General features: G+C 58.7%; 19 protein-coding genes. 6 read left to right on the forward strand and 13 right to left on the reverse strand.

The genetic code is table 11. The annotated features are described in order from the left end of the window. Positions 1-52 precede the first annotated feature (52 nt). Positions 53-2,788, forward strand: a complete 2,736-nt coding sequence (locus KQP88_RS15085) for a DEAD/DEAH box helicase (RefSeq protein ID WP_216703490.1) — start codon at positions 53-55, stop codon at positions 2,786-2,788. 153 nt (positions 2,789-2,941) lie between these two features. Here the strand turns inward: KQP88_RS15085 and KQP88_RS15090 are convergent, their stop codons facing one another. The 3 genes from KQP88_RS15090 to psrA all read right to left on the reverse strand — a co-directional run bounded on the left by KQP88_RS15090 (position 2,942) and on the right by psrA (position 5,508). Further along, positions 2,942-3,682 (reverse strand): S-methyl-5'-thioinosine phosphorylase, encoded by a 741-nt coding sequence (locus KQP88_RS15090; RefSeq protein ID WP_200993228.1) that lies wholly within the window; start codon positions 3,680-3,682, stop codon positions 2,942-2,944. Between the two features lie 9 nt (positions 3,683-3,691). Beyond that, entirely contained in the window at positions 3,692-4,690 is a 999-nt protein-coding gene (gene nagZ, locus KQP88_RS15095) for a beta-N-acetylhexosaminidase (protein WP_216705972.1), read from the reverse strand. Positions 4,691-4,791: 101 nt separating this feature from the next. After that, on the reverse strand, positions 4,792-5,508 hold the full coding sequence (psrA, locus tag KQP88_RS15100; protein WP_025260735.1) for a transcriptional regulator PsrA: 717 nt from the start codon (positions 5,506-5,508) through the stop codon (positions 4,792-4,794). Between the two features lie 216 nt (positions 5,509-5,724). Here psrA and lexA point away from each other — a divergent pair, with 216 nt between their 5' ends. Further along, positions 5,725-6,333, forward strand: coding sequence for a transcriptional repressor LexA (gene lexA, locus KQP88_RS15105; RefSeq protein WP_025260736.1), 609 nt, complete (start codon positions 5,725-5,727; stop codon positions 6,331-6,333). A 9-nt stretch (positions 6,334-6,342) separates the two neighbouring features. Next, entirely contained in the window at positions 6,343-6,813 is a 471-nt protein-coding gene (sulA, locus tag KQP88_RS15110) for an SOS-induced cell division inhibitor SulA (protein WP_216703491.1), read from the forward strand. Positions 6,814-6,824: 11 nt separating this feature from the next. Here sulA and KQP88_RS15115 read toward each other — a convergent pair whose 3' ends face one another. The 7 genes from KQP88_RS15115 to KQP88_RS15145 form a co-directional block, all read right to left on the reverse strand. After that, entirely contained in the window at positions 6,825-7,058 is a 234-nt protein-coding gene (locus KQP88_RS15115; RefSeq protein WP_198725689.1) for a hypothetical protein, read from the reverse strand. A gap of 63 nt (positions 7,059-7,121) precedes the next feature. Beyond that, entirely contained in the window at positions 7,122-7,643 is a 522-nt protein-coding gene (locus KQP88_RS15120; RefSeq protein WP_216703492.1) for a DUF6586 family protein, read from the reverse strand. Positions 7,644-7,768: 125 nt separating this feature from the next. Further along, on the reverse strand, positions 7,769-10,381 hold the full coding sequence (topA, locus tag KQP88_RS15125; RefSeq protein ID WP_216703493.1) for a type I DNA topoisomerase: 2,613 nt from the start codon (positions 10,379-10,381) through the stop codon (positions 7,769-7,771). Between the two features lie 113 nt (positions 10,382-10,494). Beyond that, positions 10,495-10,731, reverse strand: coding sequence for a DUF1653 domain-containing protein (locus KQP88_RS15130; RefSeq protein ID WP_025260741.1), 237 nt, complete (start codon positions 10,729-10,731; stop codon positions 10,495-10,497). A gap of 131 nt (positions 10,732-10,862) precedes the next feature. Further along, entirely contained in the window at positions 10,863-12,038 is a 1,176-nt protein-coding gene (gene fadA / locus KQP88_RS15135) for an acetyl-CoA C-acyltransferase FadA (RefSeq protein ID WP_025260742.1), read from the reverse strand. Positions 12,039-12,060: 22 nt separating this feature from the next. After that, entirely contained in the window at positions 12,061-14,208 is a 2,148-nt protein-coding gene (gene fadB / locus KQP88_RS15140) for a fatty acid oxidation complex subunit alpha FadB (RefSeq protein ID WP_216703494.1), read from the reverse strand. A 571-nt stretch (positions 14,209-14,779) separates the two neighbouring features. Next, positions 14,780-15,217, reverse strand: coding sequence for a hypothetical protein (locus KQP88_RS15145; RefSeq protein WP_216703495.1), 438 nt, complete (start codon positions 15,215-15,217; stop codon positions 14,780-14,782). 255 nt (positions 15,218-15,472) lie between these two features. Here KQP88_RS15145 and KQP88_RS15150 point away from each other — a divergent pair, with 255 nt between their 5' ends. After that, positions 15,473-15,913 (forward strand): universal stress protein, encoded by a 441-nt coding sequence (locus tag KQP88_RS15150; protein WP_025260745.1) that lies wholly within the window; start codon positions 15,473-15,475, stop codon positions 15,911-15,913. Between the two features lie 115 nt (positions 15,914-16,028). Here KQP88_RS15150 and KQP88_RS15155 read toward each other — a convergent pair whose 3' ends face one another. Next, the gene (locus KQP88_RS15155; RefSeq protein ID WP_216703496.1) at positions 16,029-17,939 is read right to left on the reverse strand and encodes an ATP-binding cassette domain-containing protein; all 1,911 of its coding nucleotides are present in this window, start codon (positions 17,937-17,939) and stop codon (positions 16,029-16,031) included. 206 nt (positions 17,940-18,145) lie between these two features. Between KQP88_RS15155 and KQP88_RS15160 the strand changes: the two genes are divergently transcribed. Continuing rightward, positions 18,146-20,074, forward strand: coding sequence for a transglycosylase SLT domain-containing protein (locus KQP88_RS15160; RefSeq protein WP_216703497.1), 1,929 nt, complete (start codon positions 18,146-18,148; stop codon positions 20,072-20,074). 54 nt (positions 20,075-20,128) lie between these two features. Here KQP88_RS15160 and KQP88_RS15165 read toward each other — a convergent pair whose 3' ends face one another. Both KQP88_RS15165 and KQP88_RS15170 read right to left on the reverse strand, forming a co-directional pair. After that, on the reverse strand, positions 20,129-20,938 hold the full coding sequence (locus KQP88_RS15165; protein WP_216703498.1) for an MOSC domain-containing protein: 810 nt from the start codon (positions 20,936-20,938) through the stop codon (positions 20,129-20,131). 82 nt (positions 20,939-21,020) lie between these two features. Then, a complete protein-coding gene (locus KQP88_RS15170; protein WP_200993233.1) occupies positions 21,021-21,953 on the reverse strand; it encodes a chemotaxis protein CheV in 933 nt (310 codons plus the stop codon). Between the two features lie 493 nt (positions 21,954-22,446). Here KQP88_RS15170 and KQP88_RS15175 point away from each other — a divergent pair, with 493 nt between their 5' ends. After that, a complete protein-coding gene (locus KQP88_RS15175) occupies positions 22,447-22,857 on the forward strand; it encodes a hypothetical protein (RefSeq protein WP_216703499.1) in 411 nt (136 codons plus the stop codon). Positions 22,858-22,871: the final 14 nt, after the last annotated feature.

Here is a 22,871-nt window from a genome sequence, read left to right on the forward strand (position 1 = left end):
GCTGCGCTCCCTTTCTTTTGAGCATCGCTACGGCGTAGGGCTTTTTAAAACTGTGTCGTCCATTCTCGAAAAAGTCCTTGCTTCGGCATGGACACAGCTATTCAAACCCCAGACTCTTGAGCGGGGGTACAGCTATGCCCTGCAAAAACGCATCGCACTCGAAGAGTCCAGCCCGCAGATCATTCGCACCACCTGCCGGGGTTCGGGGTACGAACTCTACACCCAGACCCTGCTGTTCAAGGATCCGGATCGCTACAAGAACTTTCTGGTCTGCAAATGCACCTGCCCGGTACACAATGACTGCAAGCATTGCGTAGCGGCCCTGTATTTCCTGCAGGACCCGGCAAACAGGCAGGCCCTGGCGGCAGCCATGGCTTCCCATGCCCCCGAGGTCGTCGAACATCAGGCCACCCTGCCCGAGCGCCTGATCGACGATATGAAACCCGTACCGCGCCTGATACTGGCCAGTATCGAGTTCAGCGCCTACGAGCCTCGCAACGGTCGCATGCAGCGTCATATCCAGCACCGTGCGGCCCTGGCCTTTGCCTACGGCAAGCATTACGCCGTCGGCACGACCAACGTCAGCATTCTGGTCAGCTCACTGGGCAGCGACCTGGTCAACCAGAAGAGCGACATCATCGAGCACACCGAAACCGAAACCCTGCGCATCCGTCGCCAGGGCGAACAGGAGCGGCAGTATCGCCAGCAACTGAGCGACATCGGTTTCAAGGTCGCCACCCGTCAAAGCAAGGCTCTGCCCGACAGCGCCGGTGACATGTATGAGCTGCCCACCGACAAGGCATGGCTGCATTTCGTCCTGGACGACCTGCCAAGATTGCGCGAGGAAGGCTGGGAAATCGAAATACGCGATGACTTCGGCTTCGATGTCACGCCCGTGGATGACTGGTATGCCGTCATCGACGAGGAAACCGAACGCGACTGGTTCGACCTGGAACTGGGCATCATCGTCAACGGCGAACGCCTGAGCCTGCTGCCGATCCTGATCAACCTGCTGCGCAGCCACCCGGAACTGATGAGCCCTTCGGCCGTTGCCAAGCGCGGCGATGAAGAACAGTTGCTGGTCCAGCTCAACCACTTCACACAGAGTGGCGGCGGCCCGGTACAGGTCGCGCTGCCTTACGGGCGGCTCAAGCCGGTACTTGCGACCCTGGGCGATTTCTACTGGCGCGAGGAAGACAGCAATACCCTGCGCATGAGTCGGGCCGATGCGGCGCGCCTCACCGAACTCGATGACCTGCCGCTGGTCTGGCAGGGCGGCGACCGGCTGCGCCAGTTTGCCGAACGGCTGGTGAACATCAAGGATGCGCCGGTCAGCCTGCCCGAAGGCCTGAATGCCACACTGCGTACGTATCAGCTGGAAGGCCTGAGCTGGATGCAGTCCCTGCGCGAGCTGGAAGTGGGCGGCGTGCTGGCAGACGACATGGGCCTGGGCAAGACCCTGCAGACCCTGACCCATCTTCTCATGGAGAAACAGGCCGGACGCCTCGACCGCCCTGCCCTTGCGGTCATGCCCACCAGCCTGATCCCCAACTGGCTGGACGAAGCCGAAAACTTCACGCCCCAGCTCAAGGTCCTGGCCCTGTATGGCGCCAACCGCCATCAGGAAGCCAGCAACCTTCAGGACTACGACCTGATCCTGACCACTTACGCCCTGCTGCCACGGGATCTTGAACTGCTGGAGAAGCTGCCGCTGCACGTGCTGATTCTCGACGAAGCACAGTACATCAAGAACCCCAACAGCAAGGCGGCCCAGGCTGCGCGCAACCTCAACGCCCGCCAGCGCCTGTGCCTGAGCGGTACACCTCTGGAAAACCACCTGGGCGAGCTGTGGTCACTGTTCCACTTCCTGATGCCCGGCTGGCTGGGCAGCAGCAAGGAATTCAACAGCAACTACCGGACGGCCATTGAAAAGCACGGCAACATGGATCGCCTGCACCACCTCAATGCCCGTATCAAACCGTTCCTGCTGCGCCGCACCAAGGAACAGGTGGCGACCGAGTTGCCGCCCAAGACCGAGATCATTCACTGGGTCGAGCTCAATGACGCGCAACGCGACGTCTACGAAACCGTACGCCTGGCCATGGACAAGAAGGTTCGCGACGAGATTACCCGCAAGGGCGTGGCCCGCAGCCAGATCATCATTCTTGAAGCCCTGCTCAAGTTGCGTCAGGTCTGCTGCGATCTGCGCCTGGTCAACGACGACATGCCGGTTCCCGGCAAACAGGGCAGCTCGGCCAAACTGCAAAGCCTGATGGAGATGTTCGAGGAACTGCTGGCCGAAGGTCGCAAGATCCTGCTGTTCTCGCAATTCACCTCGATGCTGACCCTGATCGAGCAGGAGCTGGAACAGCGCGGCATTCCCTACGCCCTGCTCACCGGCTCGACCCGTGATCGCCGCACACCGATTCATGAGTTCCAGAACGGCAAGCTGCCGGTGTTCCTGATCAGCCTGAAAGCCGGTGGCACCGGCCTGAACCTGACCGCTGCCGACACCGTGATCCACTATGACCCCTGGTGGAACCCGGCCGCAGAAAACCAGGCCACCGACCGCGCCTACCGCATCGGTCAGGACAAGCCGGTATTCGTCTACAAGATGATTGCCCGCGGCACCGTGGAAGAGAAAATCCAGCGCTTGCAGCAGGAAAAATCAGCCCTGGCAGCAGGCGTTCTGGATGGCCGCTCGGCCGGAGACTGGAAGCTACGGGACGAAGACCTGCAGGCGCTGTTTGCGCCATTGCCGGCTGCGCCGAAGAAAGGCAGGAAATAAGTTAAGGCCAATGAATCACTTTGTGGGAGGCAGCTTGCTGGCGACTTCAGCGTACAACGCAGAATATCAGCCAGTTTCAGGCCTTTTTCGCCAGCAAGCTGCCTCCCACAAGTGTTATTTGAGCCTTGACTGATCAGCATTGCCCCGTGGGGTTTATTCCGCCGAAAGCACCCGTGCCAGGGTCGCTTTCACTTTACCCATGCCATCACGCAGCGCCTGCTCGATCTCGGCCATGGTGATGACAGCTTTCGACTTGCCCGCCGCCGGGTTCACCACCAGTGCCAGACAGGCGTAATCCAGCTCCAGCTCACGGGCCAGTGCAGCCTCAGGCATGCCAGTCATGCCGACGATGTCGCAGCCGTCACGCTCAAGACGAACGATCTCGGCCACTGTCTCCAGACGCGGCCCCTGGGTGCAAGCATAGACGCCACGATCACTGAACTCGCAACCTTCAGCCGCCAGCGCCGCAATCAGACGAGCGCGCAACGCCTCGCTGTAGGGGTAGCTGAAATCGATATGAGTGACCTGCTCCAGGTCGTCGGCAAAGAACGTGTGCTGGCGACCGCTGGTGTAATCCACCAGATCATGGGGCACGCAGAAATGGCCGGTTCCCATGGCAGGATGAATACCGCCCACGGCATTCACAGCCAGAATCGCTTGCGCACCGGCCTGCTTCAAGGCCCAGATGTTGGCGCGATAGTTGACCTGATGCGGCGGCAGGCGATGAGGATGGCCGTGACGGGCCAGAAACATCACTTCGCGACCGGCATAGTCACCGATCTGGATTTCGCCCGACGGCGCGCCATAAGGCGTGTTCATGGGCAGGGACTGGCGAATGTTCAGACCTTCAAGCTGGGTCAGGCCTGTTCCGCCGATAATCGCGTAAACCGTCATTGCAAATCCTTAATCGATCAATTGGGCATTGCGCAGCGCCTGAAGCGCCGTCAGCCAGCGCGGATGCTGGCGATAATCCGTCGAAGCATGAGCCTGACCACGCATGCGGGCGATACGCGCCGAAGGCTTGACCTTCAGGCGTTGCGCAGCGCTCAGGGCCAGCTCGGCGGCAGCACGGTCATTGCAGACCAGACCCATGTCACAACCGGCGGTCAGCGCAGCCTCGATGCGACTGGCCGCATCACCCACCACATGAGCGCCTGCCATGGACAGGTCATCACTGAAGATGACACCGTCGAATTGCAGTTCGCCGCGCAGGATGTCCTGCAACCAGCGACGGGAGAATCCGGCAGGCTGCGAGTCGACCTGCGGATAGATGACATGGGCAGGCATCACCGCCGCCAGCTGCTTGCTCAGACGCGCAAAAGGCACGAGGTCCTTGCTGCGAATTTCGTCCAGGCTGCGCTCGTCATTGGGAATTGCCACATGGGAATCGGCTTCCGCCCAGCCATGCCCCGGAAAGTGCTTGCCGGTAGCAGCCATGCCGGCAGCCTGCATGCCACGGATAAAGGCGCCAGCCAGCACGGCGGCACGCTCGGGATCGCCCTCGAAGGAACGGGTTCCCACTACAGCGCTGCGCTGGAAATCGAGGTCCAGTACCGGCGCGAAACTCAGGTCCAGGCCCACGGCCAGTACTTCGGTCGCCATCAGCCAGCCGCAATGTTCGGCCAATGATTCGGCATCGGGCTTCTCGGCAATGGCACGCATCGCAGGCAAACGCACGAAACCCTGTCGCAGACGCTGAACCCTGCCGCCTTCCTGATCCACGGCCAGCAGCAAGTCAGGGCGAACGGCACGAATGGCCGCGCTCAACTCGCGCACTTGCCGCGGATGCTCGATGTTACGGGCAAAGATAATCAAACCGCCCACTTCGGGCTGACGCAGAAACTGACGGTCTTCGGCGGTCAACCAGGTACCGGCGACATCGACCATCAGGGAGCCTTGCAGGCCTGAACTCATAGAAAAACCCTTAACACACCATTACCAATCAATCCGGGCATGGTGCTTGATCCTGGAGCCTCGCGCAATGCGAGCGCATCCAGGAATCGTCAGGCCTTGGCGGCGACGGGGGCGCTCGAGGAGCTTTTGGTGCGTGGTTTGAGCTGTGCTGCGATCATAGCGGCGTCTGTCACACCGGTTTCGGCACGCATGCCGGCTGCCAGGAATGGCACCATCAGACGCATGACCTGCTCGATGGAAGTGTTGACGCCGAAATCGGTCTCGGCAATGGCGCGCAAGGCCTTGATACCGGACATGCTGAAAGCTGCGGCACCCAGCATGAAGTGCACACGCCAGAACAGCTCGATAGGCGGAATGCGCGGCGCGGCTTCATTGACCAGAGTCATGTAGCGGCGGAACACCTTGCCGTACATGTCTTCCAGATAGCGACGCAAGTGACCCTGACTCTGGCTGAACGCAAGCCCCAGCAGACGCATGAAGATCGACAGGTCATTGCCGCTGCGTGGCTGAACCACCAGCGCCTGTTCGACGAGCATCTCCAGCAACTCTTCAAGGGTTGGCTTTTGCTCGGGCCTGGCCTGACGACGCTCCAGCTCACGCTCGAGACTGATGCAGAAAGGCCCCAGAAAACGCGAGAAAACCGCCTGGATCAAAGCCTTCTTGGAACCGAAGTGATAGTTCACCGCAGCCAGATTGACCGACGCCTTGCTGGTTATCAGACGCAAGGAGGTTTCGGCAAAGCCCTTTTCTGCGAACAATTGCTCGGCAGCATCAAGAATGCGTTCAACGGTTTCCGACTGGGCCATGGCTCTCTGCCTAACAAACGAACGTTTGAAACATACGTATCAGCCGGGCCTCTTGTCAAGCGGGCTGTTCATAGAGTGGCCGAACAGTCACTTATCCGACCTCTTGCAGACAGACCGCAACCCGACCGTCGGGCGACGAAAATGAAAAGGACGATTGCCAACACGCCTTCACTGTATATAATCCCAGTCACTGTATAAAAAGACAGAGCGCCTGCCATGATCAAACTGACGCCACGCCAAGCCGAGATTCTGGGCTTCATCAAACGCTGCCTCGAAGACAATGGCTACCCGCCTACCCGTGCGGAAATCGCTCAGGAACTGGGCTTCAAATCCCCCAACGCGGCGGAAGAACACCTCAAGGCACTGGCCCGCAAGGGCGCCATCGAAATGACTCCGGGTGCGTCACGCGGCATCCGCATTCCCGGTTTCGAGGCCAAGCCTGACGAGAACAGCCTGCCGATCATTGGCCGCGTTGCCGCGGGTGCGCCGATCCTGGCCCAGCAGCATATCGAAGAGTCCTGCAACATCAACCCGACCTTCTTCCATCCAAGTGCCGATTACCTGCTTCGGGTCCACGGCATGAGCATGAAGGATATCGGCATCCTCGATGGCGACCTGCTGGCCGTACATACCACCCGTGAGGCCCGCAACGGCCAGATCGTGGTTGCACGGATCGGCGACGAGGTCACGGTAAAACGCTTCAAACGTGAAGGCAGCAAGGTCTGGCTCATTGCTGAAAACCCGGAGTTCGCCCCCATCGAGGTCGATCTCAAGGATCAGGAGCTGGTTATCGAAGGCCTGAGTGTCGGCGTGATTCGCCGCTAAGGAGACGCTATGCAGTTCCATCAAGCACAGTACACGCAATTACCACTGTTCGAGGCGTTCCTGGCCCAGCCCATGGTCCCGATGATTGCCGAAGAACCCGAAAAAGCCTGGAGAAACGAGCCGGAAGCTTTCAGTGAACTGACATTGCGCGGCGCTGCAGGGAACTGCCTGAGTCTCATGGCGCCCATTCTTCGAGAGCTGAGCCAGGATACCAGCGACCGCTGGCTGACCCTGATTGCACCACCGTCGAGCCTGACTCAAACATGGCTGAGGGATGCAGGACTCAACAGAGAGCGAATCCTGCTATTGCAACCTCGCGGGACCCAAAGCGCACTGGAGTTGACTCGTGAGGCGCTTCGGCTGGGAAGAAGTCATACGGTGGTCAGTTGGCTCAACCCGCTGAGCGCTGCAGCTCGCCAGCAACTGGTCAATGCAGCAAGGGTCGGTAATGCACAAAGCCTGAATATTCGGCTGGGCTGATTGCCCGGTCGTTAATGAAGAACTTTCGGGCCGGTGTCCTTTTCGAGTTCACCCTCGGCCAGCCGTCCGGCCATCTGCACACCTACGCTCAGCATCGCCTTGGCAATCTCGACATGCTGACCCTGCATGAAAGACTTGGCATCCGCCGAGAAATCGAGGGTGACCAGCGCCCCTTCATCATCAGCACGACGCAGCTCTATGCGGCCGTCAGGTAGTTCGACAATTTCAAGAAAAGAGGTAGGCATCAGTACAAATACTCCGCGAAAGGCCAGCATTGTAACAGTCTGCCAGCCTGTAGATCATTGGTTTTAGCACTCGCTCAAGCCTTCACGAAAACGAATGGCCAGACCCTTTAGTTGTTGCCGCCAGCCTTCCAGTTCCTCACGAGTCAGCTCAATCGCAGGTTCGTCGTCCAGATTTACCGCCACAATCATGGCCTGGGTGACATCTCCCTTGGGAGCTTTAGGGGCCCGAGGCGGCTCGAACAAGGCGTTATAGGCCGACAGAAGCTGCGCCAGCCAGGTTTCCCTGCTGCGCGCCAACTCGACCAGTTCGGCCATTTCCGGGATTGCTACGGCGTCCAGCACTTCCTGGGTCAGCAACAGCTCGGCTCGGGGCGCACCGGCCTGAGGCAACCGGTAGAAACCGGCAATTTCATGACACAACCCCAGCAGCGCGCCATACAAATGAAACAGGACGGATTCACGCTCGGCCTGCAACAACGCCTGGGCATTGATGGCCTGACCTTTCTCGGCCTTGCCCAGCGCTTCAAGCGCGAGCCCGGCAAAGTAGATCTTCTGATTGGTGCGGGTATAGAGCTCATGGGCCATGGCGGCATTCTCCATAACGGTCAGATAAAAAGAGCATGGCCACAAGCGCCAAAGCTCCCGACAGGGTCAAACCCGCCTGGAGCCTCCTGGGCAAACTGTGCCCGACTTGCGCCGGACACACTTGATCAGCGCTTGTCTTCGACCTTCCAGACACCGCCATCATAGAAGGCACGCCAGCCGGTCGGCTTGCCCTCCACTTCGGTCTGAACATATTGCTCTTTGGTCTTGCGGCTGTAACGAATTACCGCCGGACGGCCATCGGGGTCTTTCTTCGGCGCTTCGCAGAGGAAGTGATACTTGGGATCGATTTCATCCTTGTGCGGCACGATCTCAATGACCAGCGGCGCACGGGTTTCACGGTTCTTCGGGAACTGGCTTGCAGCCAGGAACAGACCGGAAGCACCGTCGCGCAGGATGTAGGTGTCATCGACCTTGTCGCACTTGAGCTCAGGCATCTTCACCGGGTCCATCTTCGGTGGCGCAGCCTCACCGCTCTTGAGCAGCTTGCGGGTGTTCTTGCATTCGGCATTGGTACAGCCGAAGAACTTGCCGAAACGGCCGGTCTTGAGCTGCATTTCGCTGCCACACTTGTCGCACTCCAGGCTCGGACCTTCATAGCCCTTGATGCGATAGGTGCCCTCTTCGATCTCGTAACCCGAGCAATCCGGATTGTTGCCGCAGATATGCAGCTTGTGCTTCTCGTCCAGCAGATAGGCATCCATGGCCGTGCTGCAGACCGGACAACGGTGCTTGCCGCGCAATACGCGGGATTCGGATTCACCCTCGTCATCCTCGGCGATCTCGTCACCGGGAGTCAGGTTGACCGTTGCCTTGCAACGCTCCTTGGGTGGCAGGCTGTAGCCCGAGCAGCCGAGGAAGACACCGGTCGACGCAGTGCGGATCTGCATCGGACGGCCGCACACCTTGCACGGAATGTCGGTCATGACCGGCTGGTTGGCACGCATGCCGCTGTCAGGGGCTTCGGCCACTTCGAGTTTCTTGCGGAAGTCGCCGTAGAACTCATCCAGCACGTTTTTCCAGTCGCGCTCGCCCTGGGCCACATCGTCGAGGTTCTCTTCCATGCCGGCCGTAAAGCCGTAGTCCATCAGGTTGGAAAAGCTCTCGGACAGACGACCGGTAACGATATCGCCCATTTTTTCCGAATAGAAACGGCGATTGTGCAATGCAACGTAGCCACGATCCTGGATGGTCGAAATGATCGCCGCATAGGTCGAAGGACGACCGATGCCGCGCTTTTCCATTTCCTTGACCAGGCTGGCTTCGGAGTAGCGAGCCGGCGGCTTGGTGAAGTGCTGGCTCGGGTCCAGCGTCACCAGTTTCAGGGTTTCGCCCTGCGCCATGTCCGGCAGCACACCGTCATCGCCAGGCTTGGACATCTGCGGCAGTACGCGAGTGTAACCGTCGAACTTCAGGATGCGGCCCTTGGCGCGCAGTTCGAAGTCACCGGCAGCAACGCTGACCGTGGTCGACAGGTACTGGGCCGGCGGCATCTGGCAAGCCACGAACTGGCGCCAGATCAACTCGTAAAGGCGCTCGGCATCACGCTCCATGCCCGACAGCTTGCTTGGATGGGTATTCACGTCGGACGGACGAATCGCTTCGTGAGCCTCTTGTGCGCCTTCCTTGCTGCTGTAGACATTAGGGGATTCCGGCAGGTACTTCTTGCCGAACTCTGTCTCAATGTAATCACGCGCCATGCTGACGGCATCGGCCGACAGGTTGGTGGAGTCGGTACGCATGTAAGTGATGTAGCCCGCTTCATACAAGCGCTGGGCCATCATCATGGTTTTCTTCACACCAAAGCCCAGGCGGTTACTGGCGGCCTGCTGCAAGGTGGACGTGATGAATGGCGCCGACGGCTTGCTGCTGGTCGGCTTGTCTTCGCGCTTGACGATGCTGTAGCTGGAGGCCTTGAGCTTCTCCAGCGCCGCCATGGCCTGTGCTTCGTTGAGCGGCTTGAAGGCCTCGCCATTTTCCCTGGCGACTTCAAAGCGCACATTGGCGCCCTTGGCAGTGCCCAGGTCGGCGTGGATTTCCCAGTACTCTTCAGGAATGAAGGCACGGATTTCGCGCTCACGCTCTACCACCAGCTTCACGGCAACCGATTGCACACGACCGGCTGACAGGCCACGAGCGACCTTTTGCCAGAGCAGCGGCGACACCATGTAGCCCACGACGCGGTCGAGGAAGCGACGGGCCTGCTGGGCGTTTACACGGGCGATATCCAGCTCGCCGGGCTTTGAAAAGGCTTCCTGAATGGCCTTCTTGGTGATTTCGTTGAACACCACGCGCTTGAAGCGGCTGTCATCCCCACCGATGGCTTCGCGCAGGTGCCAGGCAATGGCTTCCCCTTCGCGGTCCAAGTCCGTTGCGAGATAGATGGTGTCGGCATCCTTGGCCAGCTTGCGCAGCTCTTCGATCACCTTTTCCTTGCCGGGAAGGATTTCGTATTTGGCCTTCCAGCCGTGTTCGGGGTCGACGCCCATACGCGACACCAACTGGCGCCGGGCCTTTTCCTTGGGGCTCAGTGCGGGCGCTTCGCTCGCAGTTGCCTTGCCACGCTTGGCGGCAGGTTCCTTGGCAGCACTAGCCGAACCGCTGGTGGGCAGGTCTCGGATATGGCCGATACTCGACTTCACCACGTACTGGTTGCCCAAATACTTGTTGATGGTCTTGGCCTTAGCCGGGGATTCCACGATGACCAGCGATTTGCCCATGGATCAGAAAATTCCTGAAAACTAGATGAAAGACAGAGTGGAGCTTATAAAGGCCACGCTATATATAGTGGCTACAAGGTGAGGTCAAGCACAGGCTGTTGTGCGGCCCCGACTCACGGACGGGTAAAAAGACTCGGCTCGACCTGAACCAAAGCAAAGCGCGGCACTTGCTCGCCGTCAACCTCGACGGACTCGAGGAACATGCTCAAAGGACGTACCCACATCCCGAAATCACCGTAAAGAGCCTGATAGAACACCACTTCTTCCTCGGTTTCGGAATGTCGCGCAACGCTGAATACCCGGTACTCCGGGCCTTTGTAATGGCGATAGAGCCCTGGCTCTAATTGCATGCTGTTGCCCTCTTGAAACATGGCTGAAACAACGGGTAAAAAAATTGCTTTTTCCAAAATACAAAAGCCGGGGACCAGGCCCCGGCTCGCATCAATTCAGGGTCCGTTGACGACAACGGCCCCTTTCAATCTCAGATGCGTTCAAAAACAGTGGCAATACCCTGGCCCAGACCGATACACATGGTCGAGACGCCCAGCTTGCCGCCATTCTGCTTCATTACATTGAGCAAAGTACCCGAAATACGCGCACCGGAGCATCCAAATGGATGGCCCAGGGCAATAGCGCCGCCGTTCAGATTAACCTTCTCGTTCATCTTGTCGAGCACTTTCAGATCCTTGAGCACTGGCAGGGCCTGTGCGGCGAAGGCTTCGTTGAGCTCGAAGAAGTCGATATCGGCAATCCCAAGACCGGCACGCTTGAGGGCTTTCTGAGTCGCAGGAACCGGGCCGTAACCCATGATTGCCGGGTCGACACCCGCCACGGCCATGGAACGGATAACCGCCATCGGCTCGATACCCAGGTCCTTGGCACGCTGGGCAGACATGACGATCATGCAGGACGCACCGTCGGTAATCTGCGATGACGTACCCGCCGTTACAGTACCGCCCTTGGGATTGAATGCTGGCTTGAGGGCCGCGAGACTTTCCAGAGTGGTATCCGGACGGATGGTTTCGTCGTAGTCGAAAACCTTGAGGAAACCGTCTTCGTCATAACCCTGCATCGGGATGATCTCGTCCTTGAACTTGCCCTCCAGGGTCGCCTTGTGGGCGAGCTGGTGGGAGCGCAGGCCGAAAGCGTCCTGTTGCTCACGGGTAATGCCGTGCATCTTGCCGAGCATTTCGGCCGTCAGGCCCATCATGCCCGAAGCCTTGGCGGCATGCAGGGACATGTGCGGGTTCGGATCGACGCCATGCATCATGCCGACATGGCCCATGTGCTCGACGCCACCGATCACGAACACATCACCGTTGCCGGTCATGATCGCCTGGGCCGCCGTGTGCAGCGCGCTCATGGACGAACCGCACAGGCGGCTCACGGTCTGGGCTGCGGAGGTGTGCGGGATCTGGGTCAGCAACGACGCCATGCGCGCGATGTTCCAGCCCTGTTCCAGGGTCTGGTTGACGCAGCCCCAGATGACATCTTCCACCTCGGCCGGGTCGATCTTCGCATTGCGCTCCAGCAACTTGCTGATCAGGTGCGCCGACATGTCTTCGGCGCGGGTGTTGCGGTGCATGCCGCCCTTGGAGCGGCCCATCGGGGTGCGACCGAAGTCGACAATCACGACGTCTCTTGGATTCAAGCTCATACGTTCATTCCTCAGAAGGCGCTTAACCGAAGAAGCTCTGGCCTTTACTGGCCATTTCGCGCAGCTTCGCGGTCGGTTGATACAAGGCACCCAGCTCGGCATATTGGTCAGCGAGGGCAACGAATTGGGCGACGCCGATGGAGTCGATGTAACGCAGCGCACCACCACGGAACGGAGGGAAACCGATGCCGTAGATCAGGCCCATGTCGGCTTCGGCAGCGGTTTCGACGATGCCGTCTTCCAGGCAACGCACGGTTTCCATACACAGCGGGATCATCATCCAGTTGATGATGTCTTCATCAGTCACTTCACGCTGCTCGTAGACAATCGGCTTGAGCACATCCAGCACGCTCGGATCGCTGACCTTCTTGGGCTTACCCTTCTTGTCCGTCTCGTAGGCATAGAAGCCCTTGCCGTTCTTCTGGCCAAGGCGCTTGGCCTCGTACAGAACGTCCACGGCAGAACGGGTATCGTCCTTCATGCGGTCCGGAAAGCCTTCGGCCATGACGTCACGACCATGGTGACCGGTGTCGATGCCGACCACGTCCATCAGGTACGCAGGCCCCATGGGCCAGCCGAACTTCTCCATGACCTTGTCGATGCGCACGAAATCCACACCGGCGCTGACAAGCTTGGCGAAACCGCCGAAGTACGGGAACAGGACACGGTTGACCAGGAAGCCCGGGCAGTCGTTGACCACAATCGGGTTCTTGCCCATTTTCTTGGCGTAGGCAACGGTGGTCGCCACGGCTTCTTCGCTGGACTTCTCGCCACGGATGACTTCCACCAGCGGCATCATGTGCACCGGGTTGAAGAAGTGCATGCCGACGAAGTTTTCCGGACGCTTGAGGGCCTGAGCCAGCAAGGTAATGGAAATGGTCGAGGTATTGGAGGCCAGGATAGTGTTTTCAGCCACATTGGCTTCGACTTCGGCCAGTACTGCCTGCTTGACCTTGGGGTTTTCGACTACTGCTTCGACCACCAGATCGACGTTGCCGAAATCGCCATAAGACAAGGTAGGACGAATAGCATTGAGTGCCTCAGCCATCTTGGCAGGTGTCAGACGACCTTTGTCGACACGGCCACCCAGCAGCTTGGAGGCTTCATTGAGACCCAGTTGAATGGCCTCTTCGCGGATATCCTTCATCAGGATCGGCGTGCCTTTCACAGCCGATTGATAAGCGATACCGCCGCCCATGATCCCGGCGCCCAGTACGGCAGCCTGTTTCACGTCCTTGGCCAGAGCATCGTATGCCTTGGCTTTCTTTTTAAGCTCCTGATCGTTCAGGAACAGGCCGATCAGACTCTGCGCCGCAGACGTCTTGGCCATTTTCACGAAACCGGCAGCTTCGACTTCCAGCGCCTTGTCACGACCGAAGTTCGCGGCTTTCTGGATGGTCTTGATGGCTTCGACAGGTGCCGGGTAATTCGGGCCGGCTTGACCTGCGACAAAACCCTTGGCGGTTTCAAATGCCATCATCTGCTCAATGGGATTGAGCTTGAGCTTGTCCAGCTTGGGCTGACGCTTGGCCTTGAAATCGAACTCGCCGCTGATGGCGCGCTTGACCAGATCCAGGGCAGCAGCCTGAAGTTTTTCAGGGACGACCACTGCATCGACAGCACCGACCTTGAGGGCGTCTTCGGCAGCGTTTTCCTTGCCGGAAGCGATCCACTCGATGGCGTTGTCGGCACCAATGATGCGTGGCAGGCGGACAGTACCGCCGAAACCGGGATAAATGCCCAGCTTGACCTCAGGAAGACCGATCTTCGCCGTGCTGGCAATGACGCGATAATCAGCCGCCAGACACATCTCCAGGCCACCGCCCAGTGCGATGCCATTGATGGCGACGACCGTGGGCACACCCAGGTCTTCGAAGTCGCTGAAGATCCTGTTGGCCTCGAGGTTACCGGCAATCAGTTCGCTTTCCGGCAACTTGAAGTTATCGACAAACTCGGTGATGTCGGCGCCTACAATGAATACGTCCTTGCCACTGGTGACAATCACGCCTTTGACAGAAGCGTCGGCCTTGAGGGTATCAACCACCTGGCGCAGCTCGCTCAGGGTCAGGCGATTGAACTTGTTGACGGACTCACCCTTGAGGTCGAAATTCAATTCGACGATGCCACTTTCAAGAGCCTTAACCGTGATGGCTTTACCTTCGTAAATCATCAACTGATCTCCACAATAGGGAAGCTGAACAATACTCGCCGAACCTTGAGGCTCGACGAGACTACGACGTCGCCGTCGATGAACACGCCAAATCAAGCACACCCGCCGACGTGGTAGTCAGAGTTCTGTCAGAGCCGTCTGACGACCAAACGATCAATTCATACGCCCGTTTGATTTGGGTATGCACACCATCAGGCAAAACCCGAAAATTGTCAATTCGACGAAACATCAATAAAAACGGCGTATTGGCCAGATTGCAGCCTTGCCCTGATTCAAGCCCCCAAGTTTGATTTGGGCCCATTCAAAAAAGTGATAATGCAAAGCTCGGAGGAAACCCCGGACGGGCTTTTTTGCACCGTTGAGGCTCGCAGATGAAAAATACTCGGGAAAAACGCGACAAAACGGAGCGTAAGGTCTAAAGTCTGGCCAGTGCCTGCAAAGCCGCTCATCGGCGCGCAGGATTCGGCGATCTACGGCATTGCACCGTAGCGCCACGAATTATCGGCCTGCCTGGCCAACCCCCAGCCCGATGTTGTTGTCGGGCTTTTTATTGCCTGCAAATCAGACGGCTTCAGGCCAGCGCCTTGAGCACCGCATCGATTTTCGGCAAGACCTGCGGCTCCCCCTTCTCGCCCCAGAACAAGGCAATCATCTGCGTATCGGCCTCGACCTTGAACACGTCCGCCGGCAACGTATTGAAATGATTTATCAGCCCCGCATCCTCACAAGGCTCACGCCAGCGGTTAAGCCAGACACCCGGCTCACTCTGCCAATAAGCCCAGCACGCACTCTGCGAGCCCGAACGAGGCCGATGATATTGGGCGCAAGGGCTTGGGGGCTCTTTGGAGAGCCAGTGAGGCCACTCCTGGGGCGCAAGTTGCATGGCCATTCCAAGACGCCGCGCCTCAAGGCGCAAAGCCATCCTGCCGCTCTGCTGACGCGAGGGGCGCAGCCATACCAGCGGACTCAACATCACACAAATGATTGACAGAACCACCAAGGTCGTCATATTTCTTGTCCCCGCCCGATCAGGCTCTGTACGAAAAGTGGCCGCAACTGGAAATATCCGGCATCGAAATGGATGCAAATGCGCGCCGATAAAAGGAGATCACCGAAAGAGTCGCAGAGCAGACAGCACCCTTGCTCGCCAGCTTTCGCAGCACTAAAAAAATCAAAATAAACAATGGCTTGCAAAAGGGCCTGCCCACAAGCGTGCGAAGAAGCCATACTCACCCTTATCGCAATCCTCTCGGAGGACCTCCTTATGTCGTATCAACACATTCTGGTTGCCATTGACCTCACCGACGAGTGCGACCCAGTCATCCGTCGTGCTCGCGTATTGGCCCAGGCCAGCGATGCCACCCTGTCGATGGTGCACATTGTCGAACCCATGGCCATGGCCTTCGGGGGCGACGTCCCAATGGACCTGTCTCAGCTGCAACAGCAGCAATTCGATCAGGCCAAGGAAAAGCTGGAAAAACTGAAGGAAAAATACCCGGAGATCAAGGCAGGCGAAAGCCATCTGGTCTATGGTCAGCCACGCCAGGAAATCCACCAGTTGGCCAAGAACCAGAAGTGCGACCTGATCGTTGTCGGCAGCCATGGTCGCCACGGCCTTGCCCTGCTGCTGGGCTCCACCGCCAATGACGTCCTGCATGGCGCACCTTGCGACGTGCTCGCTGTACGCCTTAACAAGCCTGAGTAAAGCGAAAAGCCCGGGCATCGCTCCCGGGCTTTTTTGCATTCCCCCCACACACCCGGTGGGAGCGAATTCATTCGCGAGAGGCCGGTACATCCTAAGAGATGTATCGGCTTCAATATCACTCGTCCAGTTCGGCCCAACGCTCCAGCAAGGCATCGAGTTGCGCTTGCAGGCTTTCCACCTGAGCCAGCACGGCCGTGGTCTGCTCGGAAGAGCGCTGATAGAAGCCAGGCTCGGCCATTTCGGCAGTCAGGGCAGCCATCAGCCCTTCCACCTCATCAATCTGCGCCGGCAAGGCTTCCAGTTCGCGCTGCTGCTTGTAGCTGAGCTTCTTTTTCGCAACCGGCATTTCCTGAGCGGCGACCGGTGCAGCCTGTACCACAGCGCTGTTCAGCTCGGCCTTGCCCGACTTGGTATCGGTCACGCCCAGCAGGCGCGGTGAACCGCCCTGACGCAGCCAGTCCTGATAACCACCGACGTATTCGCGAACCTTGCCTTCGCCCTCGAACACCAGCGTGCTGGTCACCACGTTGTCCAGGAATGCCCGGTCGTGGCTCACCATCAGTACGGTGCCCTTGAAGGTCAGCAGCACTTCTTCAAGCAGCTCCAGGGTTTCCACGTCCAGGTCGTTGGTGGGTTCGTCGAGGACCAGCAGGTTGGCCGGCTTGCTGAACAGCTTGGCCAGCAACAGACGGGCACGCTCGCCACCGGACAACGCCTTGACCGGCGTACGCGCACGTTGCGGACTGAACAGGAAATCGCCCAGGTAGCTCAGAACGTGGCGGCTCTGACCATCGATATCGATGAAGTCACGACCTTCGGCCACGTTGTCGATCACGGTCTTTTCCAGATCGAGCTGGTGACGCAACTGGTCGAAGTAAGCGACCTCCAGACGAGTGCCGACCTCGACCTTGCCCTGGGTAGGCTGCAGGTTGTCCAGCATCAGCTTGAGCAGCGTCGTCTTGCCAGTACCGTTGGCCCCCAGCAGACCGATACGGTCTTCGCGCTGCAAGACCATGGAGAAATCCTTGATCAGCGTCGGACCGCCCGGATGGGCGAAGCTGACGTTTTCCAGCGTCATCACCTGCTTGCCGGACTTCTCGGCCGTATCGAGCTGGATATTCGCCTTGCCGGTACGCTCGCGACGTTCGCTGCGCTCGACGCGCAGGGCCTTGAGGGCGCGCACGCGACCTTCGTTACGGGTACGGCGGGCCTTGATGCCCTGACGAATCCACACTTCTTCCTGAGCCAGACGCTTGTCGAACAGGGCATTGGCGGTTTCTTCCGCGGCCAGTGCCGCTTCCTTGTGGACCAGGAAGCTGGCGTAGTCGCCGTTCCAGTCGATCAGGCCGCCACGGTCGAGTTCCAGAATACGGGTCGCCAGGTTTTGCAGGAATGCCCGGTCGTGGGTGATGAACAACACCGCGCCCTGGAAATCCTTGAGGGCTTCCTCAAGCCAGGCGATTGCGCCGATGTCCAGGTGGTTGGTCGGTTCGTCGAGCAGCAGCAGATCCGGCTCGGAAACCAGCGCCTGAGCCAGCAGCACGCGGCGACGCCAGCCACCGGACAACTCGGCCAGGGTCTTGTCAGCCGGCAGTTGCAGGCGGCTCAGGGTGCTGTCGACCAATTGCTGCAGGCGCCAGCCGTCACGGGCTTCGAGCTCCTGCTGGACATGCATGAGCTTGTTGAGGTCTTCCTCGGTCACGCAGTTCTGGGCCAGATGATGATACTGAGCGAGCAAGGAGCCCACGCCATCGAGACCTTCGGCGACCACGTCGAAGACGGTCCGCTCGTCGGCCACAGGCAATTCCTGGGGCAACTCGCCGATCTTGAGGCCAGGCGCACGCCAGACAGCACCGTCATCGGGCTTCTGCACGCCCTTGACCAGCTTCAACATGCTGGATTTGCCTGTACCGTTACGGCCGATGATGCACACCCGCTCACCACGGGCGATCTGCCAGGACACCTTGTCCAACAACGGCATGGCGCCGAAAGCAAGGGACACATCGCTGAATTTGAGCAGGGTCATGATCTTCTCCAAAAACCGGGCGCGCATTCTACCTGAGATCACCCGTGGATGTCGGCATTCATGCCACCGGGCAGCGACAGAGTGTGAAGGCCTTATAACATCCGGTTTCATTCAAGGGCGTTACAGCCTGCGGCAATGCTTTCACCCGAGGCTGGCAAAAGGCTAAGCTAGCGACACTTTTCACGAATCATCTGCTCGGAAGTCTCATGCGCAGTCGCTTGTTCAGCTTTTTATCCTGCCTGCTGCTCTCTGCCACCGCGGCCCAGAACGCTCACGCGGCAGACCTCAGCCAACAACGCCAATATTACGACGAAGCAAAACGGGCACTGGCCAAGGGTGATTCGGGCCCTTATCAAATGTACAAATCGGCACTGGCCACCTACCCGCTGGAGCCCTACCTCGAATACGACGAACTGACGGCGCGCCTCAAGACGGCCAGCAATCAGGAAATAGAACGATTCCTGGCCGAACACGGCGACCTGCCCCAGGCCAACTGGATGAAACTGCGCTGGTTGCGCTGGCTGGCCGAGCGCGGCGACTGGCAGCCCTTCGTCAAGTACTACAGCCCCAAGATGAATTTTGTCGAACTGGACTGCCTGTACGGCCAGTACCAGTTGAACAACAACCTGCGCGCCGAAGGCTATGCCAACGCCGAAAAGCTGTGGATGACCGGCAAGACCCAGCCGGCCGCCTGCGATGCATTCTTCAGCCAGTGGGCCGCCGCCGGCCAGTTGACCGAACAGAAACGCTGGCAGCGTGCCAAGCTGGCAGCCCAGGCTCGCAACTACAGTCTGGCGAACACCCTGGTCAACAGCCTCAACTCACTGGCCCCTCAGGGCAAGTTGCTGCTGGCTGTTGCCCAGAAGCCGGAAATGCTCAATAACCCGGCGCAGTTCGCTCCCGTGGATGAAGCCATGTCCGATGTGGTGGGTCTGGGCTTGCGTCGCCTCGCCAGACAGGACCCGCAAAAAGCCATGGCCATGCTCGACGGTTATGCCGCGACCATGCACTTCTCCCGTGAAGAGCAGGTGGAGATCGCCAAGGAAATCGGCCTGACCCTGGCTCGTCGCTATGACGACCGCGCTCTGGAGGTCATGACCAAATACGATCCCGAGCTGCAGGACAACACGGTGACCGAATGGCGCCTGCGCCTGCTGTTGCGCCTGGGACGCTGGGAGGATGCCTACGAACTGGCACGTCGCCTGCCTCAGGATCTGGCCAGCACCAACCGCTGGCGCTATTGGGAAGCGCGCGCACTCGAGCTTGCCCAGCCGAACAACCCGCTGATCCCGAGCCTGTACAAGGACGTGGCCAAGGAGCGCGATTTCTATGGCTTCCTGGCGGCCGACCGGACACAGAGCCCCTACCAGCTCAACAACAAGCCTCTGGTGCTCAGCCCTGCTCTGATCAACAAGGTTCGCAACACGCCGGGCATACGCCGCGCCCTGGAGTTTCATGATCGTGGCGAAATCGTAGACGGCCGTCGCGAGTGGTATCACGTCAGCCGCTTGTTCAGCCGCGACGAAATGGTTGCCCAGGCCAAGCTGGCCTATGACATGAAGTGGTACTTCCCGGCGATTCGCACCATCAGTCAGGCGCAGTACTGGGACGATCTGGATATCCGCTTCCCCATGGCCCACCGCGACACACTGGTCCGTGAAGCTCAGGTACGCGGCCTTCATTCGAGCTGGGTATTCGCCATTACCCGCCAGGAAAGCGCATTCATGGATGACGCCCGCTCAGGCGTGGGCGCCAGCGGCCTGATGCAGTTGATGCCGGCCACCGCCAAGGAAACCGCCCGCAAGTTCAGCATTCCGCTGGCCTCGCCTCAGCAGGTGTTCGATCCTGACAAAAACATTCAGTTGGGTGCTGCCTACCTGAGTCAGGTTCACGGCCAGTTCAATGGCAACCGGGTGCTCGCCTCCGCCGCCTATAACGCCGGCCCGGGCCGCGTTCGCCAATGGCTCAAGGGCGCTAACCATCTGGCATTCGATGTCTGGGTAGAAAGCATTCCCTTCGACGAAACCCGCCAGTACGTGCAAAACGTGCTGTCTTATTCCGTGATCTACGGGCAGAAGCTCAATTCACCGCAGCCGCTGGTGGATTGGCATGAGCGGTTCTTCGACGATCTGTAAACACTGATGGAGGGCAAGTCAGCCGCGCTGCCTTGCCCTCCTCGACACAGCCAGTTACTCCAGAATCTCCACCGGCATCCCCACTTCCAGTACACCCGGCCCGTCATTGACCATGTTCTGGCCAAACATCACATCCCCCTCGATTTCACGATAGGTCTTGAGCGTCGTCAGAGGCTCACGGTCTTCGCTGCGCTGGCCGGTCGCCGGATCGATAGTGGTCAGGATGCAGCGCGCGCACGGCTTGAGGATGCGAAACTCCATCTCGCCGATGCGGATGCGCTTCCAGTTGTCCTCGGCAAAGGCCTCGGCACCTTCGATAACCAGATTGGGCCTGAAGCGCAGCATCTCCTGAGGACGCCCGATTCTGGCAGACAGATCTTCGAGCGAACCCTGGCCGATCAGCAGCAAGGGGAAACCATCGGCAAACGAAACCTTGTCAGCGCCTGTGCCGTAGCCACTGGGCAGCGAACGTGCGCGGTCCACCGGCACATACACCATGCGGGTCGGCTTGCCGATGAATTCGCTGACCCAGGCGGCCGCCTCCTCTCCCGCATCCGGCACCTGCAAGGTATCGCGCCAGACCGTCACACCGCGCAGAGTCGTCTCTACATCGAGAGGCAGAGCCACATCCAGAGGCTGGAAACCGGGAGCAGAAAGGGTCACGCCACCTGCCGCATTCCACAGAACGGACAGTTGCGACATGTGCGGCAAGGCACGCTGAGTGAAGAAACGCCCGCTGTTTGCGTCCACCAGCATCCAGCGTCGATCACCTGCCAGCCCCAACTCATCGAACGCTGCGCGCTGCAGCACTTCGGCTTTGCAGGATTTGAGGGGGAAACGATAGAGAGAAGCGAGACGTAGCATTGCCTGTTCCTTGGTGGCTCGAAAAACTGCGACATGAACGTCGCAGCTTATACGAGGCACCCCAGGCAAAGCAGCAAATGTTTCAGCCGCCGCAGACCATTATCAGGCGCTGACGCACCACTTCGACCAACTTGTCGGGCTGGAACTTGGAGAGGAAGTTGTCGCAACCGACCTTCTTGACCATGGATTCGTTGAAGCTACCGGACAGGGAGGTATGCAACACGATGTACAGGCTGCGCAAACGCGGGTCGTTGCGGATTTCCGTGGTCAGACGATAACCGTCCATCTCGGGCATCTCGGCATCGGTAAAGACCATCAGCAATTTTTCTTCGACGTTCTCTCCGGCATCTGCCCAGCCTTTGAGCATGTTCAGCGCCTTGAGACCATCGCTGGCAACGTGCAGCTTCAGGCCCAGTTGCGAAAGGGTGTCACGTAACTGCGACAGCGCCACCTTCGAGTCATCGACCAGAAGGATTTCACGCCCCTTTGCGTTCTCCAGAACCGGATCTTCCAGCTTTTCGCGGGACACCTTGGCGTTGTAAGGCACGATCTCGGCGAGGACTTTTTCCACGTCGATAATCTCCACCAACTGGTCATCGACCTTGCTGATGGCTGTCAGGTAATGCTGGCGACCGGCGCTGGTCGGCGGCGGCATGATCGCGTCCCAGTTCATGTTGACGATACGGTCCACGCCACCGACCAGAAACGCCTGCACGGAACGGTTGTATTCGGTCACGATGATGGTGCTGCCCGGGCCTGGAACAAGCGGGCGCATGCCGATCGCCTGGGACAGGTCGATCACCGGCAGCGTCTGGCCGCGCAGGTTGACCACGCCACAGACAAACGAGTGTCGTTGCGGCATCAGGGTCAGTTTTGGGAGCTGGAGCACTTCCTGGACCTTGAACACGTTGATCGCGAACAGCTGACGACCGGCAAGGCGAAACATGAGGATTTCCAGGCGATTCTCGCCCACCAGCTGTGTGCGTTGATCTACTGTGTCGAGAATGCCAGCCATTTATAGCTCCTGAAGCGTTGATCACGATGGGTCTGCAGTACCTGTATCGGCTGCAACAGCCCGGACCTTAATAGCCATAAATACAATGTCCAAGCATTGATGTCACATTACCATCATGCTTTACTGATGTCGCACTGCCTGCGGTCAAATATGACAGAAAACTCTTATTTGACCCTTACAAAAAAACAGACTCGACGCTTTCGAGCCTAGGGGTACCCCTGAGCCCCTATCAGGGCCGACCTGATATTCTCAACTCCCAATAGCCATTATTGTGACGCCATTCACAGTGAACGAATGGAATCATGCCTTTGTTCGTCTTGCAGTCCGACAACGGTTTGGCGCCACTCAAGGCTTCATTTTTCAAATGTTCACAAGCAATCCTTGAGCAACATTCGGAAACCCCCTACATACATTCATTTGAAATCACCATTAACTGTCGTCCATTCGCTGCGGGCGAAACAAATTCGCTATCTGAAATGCGTGGAGACAGAGGATGCTGAACAGTAATGAGTGGCAGGAAAAACACGATCAGTTCCTTAGCAATTCACAGAACCTTCTCTGCAAGTCAGAGGAATGCCTGTCGCACCTGGAAATGATCGGCGACGATGAAGACGCCATCGAAGGCCTGCTGACCAATCTGCTCAAACTGAGCCTCGAAGCACAGAGCGCTTCGATCGAAAGCCTTGCCGATTTCTCCAGAAAGCTGCAGCAGTGGCTCACCGAAGCCTGCCAGTATCCCGGCTTTTCGCCAGAAATCCTGAATACGCTGAAAAGCTGTCTGGAATTGATGTCCTGGCAACTGGAACTGATCGACCCGCAAACCGGCGAGATGCTCATGGATTGCGATGAGCAGCAGGCGCTTCTGGCAAAGTTGTCTGAAATCTCCAGTATCAGCGACCAGTAACAGCAGGTTTGCAC

Source organism: Pseudomonas lijiangensis (assembly GCF_018968705.1).
Classification (GTDB): Bacteria; Pseudomonadota; Gammaproteobacteria; order Pseudomonadales; family Pseudomonadaceae; genus Aquipseudomonas; species Aquipseudomonas lijiangensis.

What these genes read in the sequence shown, in the direction of transcription:
- fadB (WP_216703494.1), bottom strand. Translation starts at nt 14,208, where the DNA reads ATGATTTACGAAGGTAAAGCCATCACGGTTAAGGCTCTTGAAAGTGGC.
- KQP88_RS15120 (WP_216703492.1), bottom strand. Translation starts at nt 7,643, where the DNA reads ATGGCCCATGAGCTCTATACCCGCACCAATCAGAAGATCTACTTTGCC.
- topA (WP_216703493.1), bottom strand. Translation starts at nt 10,381, where the DNA reads ATGGGCAAATCGCTGGTCATCGTGGAATCCCCGGCTAAGGCCAAGACC.
- KQP88_RS15115 (WP_198725689.1), bottom strand. Translation starts at nt 7,058, where the DNA reads ATGCCTACCTCTTTTCTTGAAATTGTCGAACTACCTGACGGCCGCATA.
- KQP88_RS15150 (WP_025260745.1), top strand. Translation starts at nt 15,473, where the DNA reads ATGTCGTATCAACACATTCTGGTTGCCATTGACCTCACCGACGAGTGC.
- KQP88_RS15090 (WP_200993228.1), bottom strand. Translation starts at nt 3,682, where the DNA reads ATGACGGTTTACGCGATTATCGGCGGAACAGGCCTGACCCAGCTTGAA.
- psrA (WP_025260735.1), bottom strand. Translation starts at nt 5,508, where the DNA reads ATGGCCCAGTCGGAAACCGTTGAACGCATTCTTGATGCTGCCGAGCAA.
- KQP88_RS15130 (WP_025260741.1), bottom strand. Translation starts at nt 10,731, where the DNA reads ATGCAATTAGAGCCAGGGCTCTATCGCCATTACAAAGGCCCGGAGTAC.
- KQP88_RS15165 (WP_216703498.1), bottom strand. Translation starts at nt 20,938, where the DNA reads ATGCTACGTCTCGCTTCTCTCTATCGTTTCCCCCTCAAATCCTGCAAA.
- lexA (WP_025260736.1), top strand. Translation starts at nt 5,725, where the DNA reads ATGATCAAACTGACGCCACGCCAAGCCGAGATTCTGGGCTTCATCAAA.
- KQP88_RS15175 (WP_216703499.1), top strand. Translation starts at nt 22,447, where the DNA reads ATGCTGAACAGTAATGAGTGGCAGGAAAAACACGATCAGTTCCTTAGC.
- KQP88_RS15170 (WP_200993233.1), bottom strand. Translation starts at nt 21,953, where the DNA reads ATGGCTGGCATTCTCGACACAGTAGATCAACGCACACAGCTGGTGGGC.
- KQP88_RS15145 (WP_216703495.1), bottom strand. Translation starts at nt 15,217, where the DNA reads ATGACGACCTTGGTGGTTCTGTCAATCATTTGTGTGATGTTGAGTCCG.
- KQP88_RS15155 (WP_216703496.1), bottom strand. Translation starts at nt 17,939, where the DNA reads ATGACCCTGCTCAAATTCAGCGATGTGTCCCTTGCTTTCGGCGCCATG.
- sulA (WP_216703491.1), top strand. Translation starts at nt 6,343, where the DNA reads ATGCAGTTCCATCAAGCACAGTACACGCAATTACCACTGTTCGAGGCG.
- KQP88_RS15160 (WP_216703497.1), top strand. Translation starts at nt 18,146, where the DNA reads ATGCGCAGTCGCTTGTTCAGCTTTTTATCCTGCCTGCTGCTCTCTGCC.
- fadA (WP_025260742.1), bottom strand. Translation starts at nt 12,038, where the DNA reads ATGAGCTTGAATCCAAGAGACGTCGTGATTGTCGACTTCGGTCGCACC.